The 9,915-nt window shown below is 72.2% G+C and carries 8 protein-coding genes; 6 read left to right on the top strand and 2 right to left on the bottom strand.

Annotation, left to right across the window (positions count from 1 at the left end; translation table 11 throughout):
• Positions 1-95 precede the first annotated feature (95 nt).
• A complete protein-coding gene (gene pyk, locus Voc01_RS22700) occupies positions 96-1,523 on the top strand; it encodes a pyruvate kinase (RefSeq protein ID WP_203929526.1) in 1,428 nt (475 codons plus the stop codon).
• Positions 1,524-1,579: 56 nt separating this feature from the next.
• Entirely contained in the window at positions 1,580-2,383 is an 804-nt protein-coding gene (locus Voc01_RS22705) for an acyl-CoA thioesterase (RefSeq protein WP_203929531.1), read from the top strand.
• On the opposite strand, the gene Voc01_RS22710 is transcribed toward Voc01_RS22705, so the two are convergent.
• A complete protein-coding gene (locus Voc01_RS22710) occupies positions 2,340-4,445 on the bottom strand; it encodes an MMPL family transporter (RefSeq protein WP_203929527.1) in 2,106 nt (701 codons plus the stop codon). The genes Voc01_RS22705 and Voc01_RS22710 overlap by 44 nt on opposite strands.
• 60 nt (positions 4,446-4,505) lie before the next feature.
• On the opposite strand from Voc01_RS22710, the gene Voc01_RS22715 reads away from it, so the two are divergent.
• The gene (locus Voc01_RS22715; RefSeq protein ID WP_239160408.1) at positions 4,506-4,997 is read left to right on the top strand and encodes a MarR family winged helix-turn-helix transcriptional regulator; all 492 of its coding nucleotides are present in this window, start codon (positions 4,506-4,508) and stop codon (positions 4,995-4,997) included.
• On the opposite strand, the gene Voc01_RS22720 is transcribed toward Voc01_RS22715, so the two are convergent.
• On the bottom strand, positions 4,966-5,421 hold the full coding sequence (locus Voc01_RS22720; protein WP_203929528.1) for an RrF2 family transcriptional regulator: 456 nt from the start codon (positions 5,419-5,421) through the stop codon (positions 4,966-4,968). The genes Voc01_RS22715 and Voc01_RS22720 overlap by 32 nt on opposite strands.
• Positions 5,422-5,508: 87 nt before the next feature.
• Here Voc01_RS22720 and Voc01_RS22725 point away from each other — a divergent pair, with 87 nt between their 5' ends.
• From Voc01_RS22725 to xylB, 3 genes are all read left to right on the top strand, one after another.
• On the top strand, positions 5,509-6,711 hold the full coding sequence (locus tag Voc01_RS22725; RefSeq protein ID WP_203929529.1) for an ROK family transcriptional regulator: 1,203 nt from the start codon (positions 5,509-5,511) through the stop codon (positions 6,709-6,711).
• A gap of 87 nt (positions 6,712-6,798) precedes the next feature.
• Positions 6,799-7,956 (top strand): xylose isomerase, encoded by a 1,158-nt coding sequence (gene xylA, locus Voc01_RS22730; protein WP_373873850.1) that lies wholly within the window; start codon positions 6,799-6,801, stop codon positions 7,954-7,956.
• A gap of 62 nt (positions 7,957-8,018) precedes the next feature.
• Positions 8,019-9,401 carry a xylulokinase gene (xylB, locus tag Voc01_RS22735; protein WP_203929530.1) on the top strand — a complete coding sequence of 461 codons (1,383 nt, stop codon included), beginning with the start codon at positions 8,019-8,021 and terminating at the stop codon, positions 9,399-9,401.
• The last annotated feature ends 514 nt before the right edge of the window (positions 9,402-9,915 follow it).

Here is a 9,915-nt window from a genome sequence, read left to right on the forward strand (position 1 = left end):
ACCCGCCACCGACCGACCTCCCTTGATACGCAAGGTCGGCTTTGCGTACTGATGGCAGGGTGGGCGAACGCCCGTAACCTCGACGGTTTAGCCTCGTGAATGTGACGCGTCGCGCAAAAATCGTCTGCACACTCGGTCCGGCTGTTTCAGACGCCGACCGCATCCGGGGGCTCGTCGACGCCGGTATGGACGTCGCCCGGCTGAACTTCAGCCACGGCAGCCACACCGACCACGAGAGCACGTACCGACTGGTGCGGGAGGCCGCCGAGGCCTCCGGGCGGGCCGTCGGCGTTCTGGCCGACCTGCAGGGCCCGAAGATCCGCCTGGGCCGGTTCGCCGACACGAAGGTCGAATGGCGCACCGGTGACACGGTGGTCATCACCAGCGAGGAGATTCTCGGCACGCAGAACCGGGTCTCCTGCACGTACGCCAAGCTGCCGCAGGAGGTGAAGCCCGGCGACCGGCTGCTCATCGACGACGGCAAGGTCGCCGTGGAGGTCACCGGTGTCGAGGGCAACGACATCCAGGCGCTGGTGATCGAGGGTGGCCCGGTCTCCAACAACAAGGGGGTCTCGCTGCCGAACGTCGCGGTGAGCGTCCCGGCCCTGTCCGACAAGGACATCGAGGACCTGCGGTTCGCGCTGCGACTCGGTGTCGACATGGTGGCGCTGTCGTTCGTGCGGTCGCCCAGTGACATCAAGCCCGTGCACGAGATCATGGAGGAGGAGGGCGTCCGGCGTCCGGTCCTCGCCAAGATCGAGAAGCCGGAGGCGGTCACCGCGCTCGAGCCGATCGTCGACGCCTTCGACGGCGTGATGGTGGCCCGCGGCGACCTCGGTGTCGAGCTGCCGCTCGACCAGGTGCCGCTGGTGCAGAAGCGCGCCGTGCAGCTGTGCCGCGAGCAGGCCAAGCCGGTCATCGTCGCCACGCAGATGCTCGACTCGATGATCGAGAACTCGCGGCCGACCCGGGCGGAGGCGTCCGACGTCGCCAACGCCGTGCTCGACGGCACCGACGCCGTGATGCTCTCCGGCGAAACCAGCGTCGGCCGCTATCCGGTGCTCACGGTGAGCACCATGGCCCGCATCGTGCAGACCACGGAGGGCGGCTCGTTCGACGTCCCCCGCCTGCAGCACGACCCGCGGACCCGCGGTGGCGCGATCACCGTGGCCGCGTCGAACATCGCCACCGTCACCGGTGCGAAGGCGCTCGTCGCGTTCTCGCAGACCGGTGACACGGTGCGGCGACTGGCCCGGCTGCACTGCAAGCTGCCGCTGCTGGCGTTCACGCCGGTGCCGGCGGTGCGCGACCAGCTGGCGCTGTCGTGGGGCGTCGAGACGTTCCTGGTCGACTTCGTCGAGCACACCGACGACATGTTCCGCCAGGTCGACCAGGCGCTCATCGGTCTGGGTGAGTTCCGCCGCGGCGACTACGTGGTGGTCGTCGCCGGAACGCCGGCCAACTCGCCGGGTGCCACCAACACGCTGCGGATGCACCAGCTCGGGTCGCTGGTCGAAGGGTGACCTCCAGCCCGGTAGACGCTCTCGTCAATCTCCTCGACCTGCAGCAGGTCGAGGAGATGACGTTTCAGGGCACGAACCCACCGGCCGGTCGGCTGCGGGTGTTCGGCGGCCAGGTGGCCGCCCAGGCGCTCGTGGCCGCCGGCCGCACCGTGGACCCGTCGCGCACGGTCCACTCGCTGCACGGGTACTTCGTGCGGGCGGGCGAGGAGTCCGAGCCGATCACGTACCGGGTGGAGAACATCCGCGACGGGCGCTCGTTCTCCGTGCGCCGGTCGGTGGCCGAGCAGCAGGGCCGCACGATCTTCTTCATGTCGGCGTCGTTCCACCGCGCCGAGAAGGGGCTCGACCACGCCGAGGAGATGCCCGCCGACCTGCCGCGGCCCGACGAGGTGCCGACGATGGAGGAGCGGCTGCAGCCGTTCCCCGACCTGCTGGCGGAGTGGAACCGGATGCCGCGGGCGATCGACGTGCGGTACCTGACCGGCGCCGGCTTCGCCTGGCCGGGCGAGCGCCCGATGGAGGAGAACCAGCGGGCGTGGCTGCGGGTCGACGGGACGCTGCCCGACGACCCGCTGGTGCACGCGTGCGCCCTGGCGTTCTGCTCCGACCTGACGCTGCTCGACGCGGTGCTCTCCCGGCACGGCAAGGTGTGGGGCAAGGGCGGCTTCATCGGCGCGAGCCTCGACCACGCGCTGTGGTTCCACCGCCCCTTCCGGGCCGACGAGTGGTTCCTCTACGACTGCACCAGCCCGTCGGCGTCCGGCGCCCGCGGGTTGGCCCGCGGGCGCATGTTCACCGAGGACGGCCGGCTGATCGCTACCGCGGTGCAGGAAGGTCTTCTTCGGCGGGTCGGGGGCTGACCCCGGCCGCGTGCCGGCCGGGTACGGCCAGCGCGGCCGGTTTCGCCGGCCACCAGAACCGTTCGCCGAGCGTCAGCGCGATCGCGGGGACGACGAGCGTGCGCACCACGAGCGTGTCGAGCAGCACCCCGATGCCGACCACGATGCCGAGCTGGGTGAGCACGATCACGGGAAGCACACCGAGCACGGTGAACACGGCCGCGAGCAGCACGCCCGCCGCGGTGATCACGCCGCCGGTCGCGGCCAGCCCGCGTACCGTGCCCGCCTTCGTGTCGCCGCGCAGGATCGTCTCCTCGCGGGCGCGGGTCACCAGGAACAGGTTGTAGTCGACGCCCAGCGCGACGAGGAACAGGAACCCGAGCAGCGGGACGCCGGTGTCGAGCGCGGGGAAGCCGAACGGGCCGAGCAGCAGCAGGCTGGCGGCGCCGAGGCTCGCGGCGTAGCTCGCCACGACGGTGAGCAGGATCAGCACCGGCCCGACCAGCGATCGCAGCAGCACGACCAGCACGAACAGCACCACCGCGAGGATCAGCGGCACGATCACGACGTTGTCGCGGGTCTGCGCGTCGCGCTGGTCGAGGTCGGCGGCCGGCGCGCCGCCCACGAGGGTCCCGTCGTTCAGCGCCGCCCGCAGGTCGCGCACGGCCTCGTCGGCGGCCGGGGTGCCGGGTGCCGCGGTCAGCTCGACGCTGATCTGGACGAGGGTGCCGTCGGTCGACGCCTCCTGCCGTCCGATGTCGGCGACGCCGTCGACGCCCCGGGCCACGGCCGTCACCTCGGCGGCGTCGGCCGCGTCCGCGATCACCGTGACCGGCTGGGCCGCCCCGGCGGGGAAGTGCCGCCCGAGGGCCTCCTGCCCGTCGACCGACTCGACCTCGGTGCGGAACTGCTCGGTCTGCGCCAGCCCGATCTCGGTGCGGAACAGTCCGGCCGACATCGCGCCCAGCAGGACGATCGAGACCATCAGCACCGCCACCGGCCGCCGGGAGACGCCGCGGGCGATCTTCGCCCAGAGGCCGGCCTGCTCGTCGCCGCCGCCGTCGACCTTCGGCACGAACGGCCAGAACACCCCGCGCGGCAGCGACACCAGCGCCGCCGGCAGCACGACCAGCCCGAACAGCAGCGCGACCGCGACGCCGATCGCCGCGCTGATGCCGAGCGTGCGGTTGCTGGTGAGTACCGCGAACAGCAGCGTCAGGAGGGCGAGGATCACGGTGCCGGCGCTGCCGACGATCGCCGGCGCGACCCCGCGCATCGCCGCGACCATCGCGGCCCGCCGGTCGTCGGCGCGGCGCAGTTCCTCGCGGTACCGCGAGATGAGCAGCAGCGCGTAGTCGGTGCCGGCGCCGAACACGAGCACCGAGACGATCCCGGCAACCGACGCGTCGGTGCGTTCGCCGATCAGCCGGGCGACCCAGGGCAGCAGCTTCGCGACGGCCTGGTCGCCGGCGCCGATGACGAGCAGCGGCACCACCCACAGGATCGGGCTGCGGTAGGTGACCACAAGGAGCAGCGCCACCACGACCATCGTCGCGAGCAGAAGGGTGACGTCGGCGCCGGCGAACGCGTTGGCGATGTCGCGCCCGAAGGCGGCGCCGCCGGTGACCCACGCGGAGAGTCCGTCGGGCCGTGCGGTGTCGGCGACGACGTCGCGGATCCGGTCGATCGCCTCGTTCTGTCCCTCGGTGTCGAGGCCGTCCTGCAGGGGGACCACGAGGAGCACGGCCTGCCCGTCGGCAGCCGGCTCCGGAGGCGGGAGGGTGCCGTCGCCGATGCCGGCGAGCGCGTCGCGGGTGGCCGCCACGGCCTGCCGGTCGGCGTCGGTCAGCGGCCCGTCGGCGCGCTCGTAGACGATGATCGCGGTGCCCCGGCGTCCGCTCGGGAAGCGGTCCTGCAGCTCGGTGACCTTCGTCGACTCGGCGCCGGCGGGAAGGCCGTCGGTGGGCTCGGCCGCCGGTTGCTCCGGCGAGGTGACGAACGTGAGCACCGTCAGCAACGCGGCCCCCACGAGCACCACGATCGCGCCCCAACGGCTGGTTATCCTGACGGCCCAGCGGTCCATGGTGTATCCCGTTCCTTCGACGGTCGAATTATTCGACGATTGAAAGATAGGCTGTCGGTTGTGACTGAGCAAGTCGAACGCGCGCAGATCATGGCCGAGCTCGTGAAGGCGCTCCAGACGTTCACCGTCGAGAGCGACGTCTTCGTGGAGGTCTTCGCGCGGGCGCACGGGCTTGGACGCACCGACATGAACGCGATCATGTGGATCAGCACCGGCAGCCGGACGGGCACGCCGGTGACCGTCGGCGAACTGGCCGCCCGGCTCGGCCTGGGCGCGCCGGCGACCTCGGCGCTGGTCGACCGCCTGGAGGCCGTCGGCCACGTGGAACGGACCCGCGACCCGAACGACCGCCGGCGGGTGACCATCGAGATGCAGCCGCAGGCGCTGGAGCTGGCGAGCGCCTACTTCCAGCCGCTCGGCCGCACGATGGCCGACGCCGTGGCCGACATGAGCGACAGCGACCTCCGCACCACCGCGGAGGTGGTGCGGAAGCTGATGGAAGCCGTGGTGCGCGCGCGGACTAACGCGGCTGCCACGCGTCCGGAGCCGTGATGAGGCGGCGGACGTGGCCGGGGAGGCGGCCGCGCACGAGGTCGTCGAGGCTGACCTCGTCGAGCACGTTGCGCACCGCCGCACGCACCGCGACCCACAGCTGCTGCAGGTGCTCGGCGGTGCCCTCGTAGGTGGTCTCCTCGGGACGGCGGCCGCGCACCTCCGCGAGCGGACCGTCGACGGCGCGCAGCACCTCGCCGATGGTCATCTCGTCGGGCCGGCGGGTGAGGACGTAGCCGCCCTCGACGCCGCGCTGGCCGCGCACCAGGCCGGCCCGGCGCAGGTCGGCCAGGATCGCCTCGAGGAACTTGCGGGGCAGGTCCTGCTCCGCCGCGAGGCTGGCGCTGGACACGGTGGCCGGATACTTCGACGCCAGGCCGAGCGCCGCCCGCACCGCATAGTCGCTTCGCGCCGAGATATGCACGGCTAAGCCTCCATCTGAAACGCCCCCGCCCCAGAGGCAGTCTACGGGCGGCACCTGTGTGAATGATCGGCGCGGTAGCTTTAGGCGATGGACAGCCCGGAGCCTCGACGCGGAGCGGATCACAACGTGATGCGCGAGGTCAACCGGTCACTGGTACTCGCGGTGGTCAAAGAGGGCGGCCGGGTGTCGCGGGCCAGCATCGCGCGCGCCACCACGCTCGCCAAGCCGACGGTGTCGGCGATCGTCGACGAGCTGATCGCCGACGGGCTGGTGCGCGAGGTGGGCACCGGAACCACCGCCACGAGCGGCGGCCGGCCGCCGATCATGTTGGAGTACAACGCCTCCTCGCAGCTGGTGCTCGGCGTGCACATCGGCGCCCGGCGCACCACGGTGGCGGTGGCCGACGGCAGCGGCGCCGAGTCGGCCCGCCGGCAGTTCGACACCCCGCCGGGTCCGGCGGCGGAGGCTCTCACGGCGATCGCGGAGAAGGCCCGCGCCGTGCTCCCGGCCGGCGCGGAGCTCGCGGCCGTCGGCGCGGTGCTTCCGGGACTGACGGACTTCCACCGCGGTGTGTGCCTGCTGGCCCCGAACCTCGGGTGGCGCGACGTACCGGTCGCCGAACTGCTCACCGCCGAGCTCGACGCGCCGGTGCACGTCCACAACGCGGGGCAGGCGGCGGCCGTCGCCGAGAACATCGAGGGGGTCGGCGGCCGCGTCGACGACCTGGCGCTGCTGTACGCGGGCACCGGGCTGTCGGCCGGTGTGCTCGCCAACGGCCGGGTGCTGCACGGCACCGGCGGTACCGCGGGTGAGATCGGCCACTGCCGGGTGCCGGGTGGCAGCGAGCCGTGCAAATGCGGCAACGTCGGCTGTCTGGAGACCGTCGCCTCCGGACCAGCTCTGGTTCGCTTCGCGAAGCTGTCCATAGCAGGCGGTGCGGTGAGCGTCCTCTCCGATGTTTTCGAAGCGACCGATGTGGCCGAGGCCGCGCGCGGCGGTGACGCCGTCGCGACCGCGGCGGTCGCCGAGGTCGGACGCAACCTCGGGCTGGCCGCCTCGTGGGTGGTGAACGCCTACAACCCGTCGGTGCTGGTGTTCGGCGGCGGGCTGGCCGCGATCGCCGACCTGCTGCTGCCGCACATGCGGCAGGCGGCGGGGGAGTTCACGCTGGGGCCTGCGGGAACGGAGATCAGGGTGTCGGAGCTCGGGCCCGACGCCGAGGTGCGCGGTGCGGTGTTGCTGGCGTTGCAGCAGTCGGAGACGTACTACAGAGTGGTGTTCCGAGCTTAATCAGGAGCTTGAACTAACCCGCTCGGGCGGCGTATCGTCTTCATAACCGGTGCCGCCGCCGACTCCGCCGTTTTCGAAAGGTCGCAGATGACCGACTTTATGCCCACTCCTGCCGACCGGTTCTCCTTCGGGCTGTGGACCGTGGGCTGGCCGGCCCAGGACGTGTTCGGCCCGGCCACCCGGGCGCCGCTCGACCCGGTGGAGACCGTGCACAAGCTGGCCGAGCTCGGCGCGCACGGGATCAACTTCCACGACGAGGACGTCATCCCGTTCGGCACCGAGAACGGCGAGCGCGACAAGCTGATCGCGCGGTTGAAGGAGGCGCTGAGCGCCACCGGCATGGTGGTCACCACGGCCACCACGAACCTGTTCTCGCACCCGATCTTCAAGGACGGCGGGTTCACCGCCAACGACCGCGCGGTGCGCCGCTTCGCGATCGCCAAGGTCGCCCGGAACCTCGACCTCGCGGCCGAGCTCGGCGCGCCCACCTACGTGATGTGGGGCGGCCGGGAAGGCTCGGAGTCGGGCGGGTCCAAGGACGTCGCCGCGGCGCTCGACCGGTACAAGGAAGCCGTCGACATCCTCTGCCAGTACGTGCGGGAGCAGGGGTACGACATCCGGTTCGCGCTCGAACCCAAGCCCAACGAGCCGCGCGGCGACATCCTGCTGCCGACGATCGGGCACGCGCTCGCGTTCATCAACTCCCTCGAGGAGCCCGACCGCGTGGGTCTCAACCCCGAGATCGGGCACGAGGAGATGGCCGGGCTGAACTTCGCGCACGGCATCGCCCAGGCGATGTGGCACGGCAAGCTCTACCACATCGACCTCAACGGCCAGCACGGTCCGCGCTTCGACCAGGACCTGCGCTTCGGCGCCGGCAACCTCCGCGGCGCGTTCTGGACCGTCGACGCGTTGGAGAGCGGCGGCTACAGCGGGCCGCGGCACTTCGACTACAAGCCGCCGCGCACCGAGGACGTCGCCGGCGTGTGGGAGACGGCGAAGGCCTGCATGCGCAACTACCTGATCCTCAAGGCCAAGGTCGAGGCGTTCCGCGCCGACCCGGAGGTGACCGAGGCGTTGGCCGCGGCCCGGGTGCCCGAGCTCTCCGAGCCCACGGTGGCTCCCGGCGAGTCGCTGGCCGACCTGCGGGCCGAGACCGTCGACGTGGAAGGGCTCGCCGCGAAGGGCATGGCCTTCGAGCGGCTCGACCAGTTGGCGATGGAGCACCTCCTCGGGGTGCGCTGATGTACCCGCGGAGCGGGTACATCAGCGCGAAGCCGCGTAGCGGCGAAGCGGGGGATTGAGTCATGGCACTGGTTGCTGGGGTCGACTCGTCGACCCAGTCGACCAAGGTCGTGGTGTGCGACGCGGACACCGGAATGGTGGTCCGGGAAGGGCGCGCCGCACACCCCGACTCGACCGAAGCCGATCCGGCGCTGTGGTGGGCAGCGTTCGAAGAGGCGTCGGCCGGCCTGCTCGACGGCGTCGGGGCGATCGGCGTCGGCGGGCAGCAGCACGGAATGGTGTGTCTGGACGGGTCGGGCGAGGTGGTGCGACCGGCCCTTCTCTGGAACGACACCAGGTCCGCGCCCGCGGCCGCCGAGCTCGTCACCGAGCTCGGCGGCCCACGGGCGTGGGTCGACGCGGTCGGTTCGGTTCCGGTCGCGAGCTTCACGGTGACCAAGCTGCGCTGGTTCGCCCGCGCCGAACCGTCCCTGGCCGCCCGTACCGAAGCCGTGCTCCTGCCGCACGACTGGCTGACCTGGCGGCTGGGCGGCCGTGCGGCGTTCACCACCGACCGCGGTGACGCCTCGGGCACCGGCTACTTCTCCGCCGCCACCGACACGTACCGCACCGACATCCTGAAGCTGGCCTTCGGCCGCGAGCTGCGGCTGCCCCGGGTGGCCGCCCCGTCGGAGGTGGTCGGTGAGACCTCCACCGGTGCGGCGCTGTCGGCGGGCACCGGCGACAACATGGCCGCGGCGCTGGGGCTGGGCCTGCGTCCCGGCGACGTGGTGGTGTCACTGGGTACCTCGGGCACCGCGTTCGGCGTCTGCGAGGTTCCGTCGGCCGACGCGTCCGGCCTCGTCGCCGGCTTCGCCGACGCGACCGGTCGCCATCTGCCGCTGGTGTGCACGCTGAACGCGGCCCGGGTCCTGTCGACGGTGGCGTCGCTGCTGGGCGTGTCGCTGTCGGCGCTCGACGAGCTGGCTCTCTCGGCACCCCCGGGCGCCGGGGGCCTGACCCTGCTCCCGTACCTCGACGGCGAGCGCACCCCGAACCTGCCCGACGCCCGTGGCCTCCTGGCCGGCCTCACCCGGGGGAACGCCACGCCGGCCAACCTGGCGCGGGCGGCGGTCGAGGGGATGCTCGGCGGCCTCGCCGATGCCATCGATGCCCTACGCGCCCAGCGGATGCCGGTCAACCGGGTGCTCCTGATCGGTGGGGCGGCGGCGTCCGCCGCCGTGCGCGCCGTGGCACCGGCCCTGTTCGGTGCGCCGGTGAGCGTCCCCGATCCGGCCGAGTACGTGGCCCTGGGCGCGGCCCGTCAGGCCGCCTGGGCCCTGCGCGGGGGCGACGAGCCGCCGGAGTGGCCGGTCGCCGCCGTCGAGGTGGAAGCCGACGCGACCCCCGAGGTACGCGAGGCCTACGCCCACGTGCGAGACGGAGCCACCGAGCTCCTGAAGTAGGGGAAGGGCGCCGCCCGCCCGGTCGACCCAGGGGGGAATCGCGGGCGGCGCCGTACCCCAACACTCCGGCACTCCCGTTGCCAGGTGGTGCCGCGCCATGGTGCAGCCCGGTTGCCCCGCCGCCGCAATGATCGACTTTTCAGGAACCGGAGTGCAGTCTGACTCCACTCCCGTTCCTCAGAAGTCGATCACCCGCCCGCGCTCCCGCCAACGTCGTGATCGCCGCCCCAGGAACAAACGCGCAGCCAGCCTCCACCTTCCTTCCTCGAATCGCGATCATGCCCAACTCCCAGACCCTTGGGGCGCGCGGGTGGCAGGATTTCGCCGGGCCGCGGGATGCGCCGGACGACAGGGGCCCGGGATGCGCCGGGTGGCCCGACGCACTGGCCACGGATGCGACGTGTGTACGGGGCAGCCGGACGCGCAGGGTGGCAGGGCCGCCAGCCGCGGGCGCTCTGGCCGCATCGTTCACCCGGCAGTGGTAGGCCAGGCACGGGTGCGCCGGCTGCGGGTA

The sequence above is a fragment of the Virgisporangium ochraceum genome (assembly GCF_016863655.1).
GTDB classification, from domain to species: Bacteria; Actinomycetota; Actinomycetes; order Mycobacteriales; family Micromonosporaceae; genus Virgisporangium; species Virgisporangium ochraceum.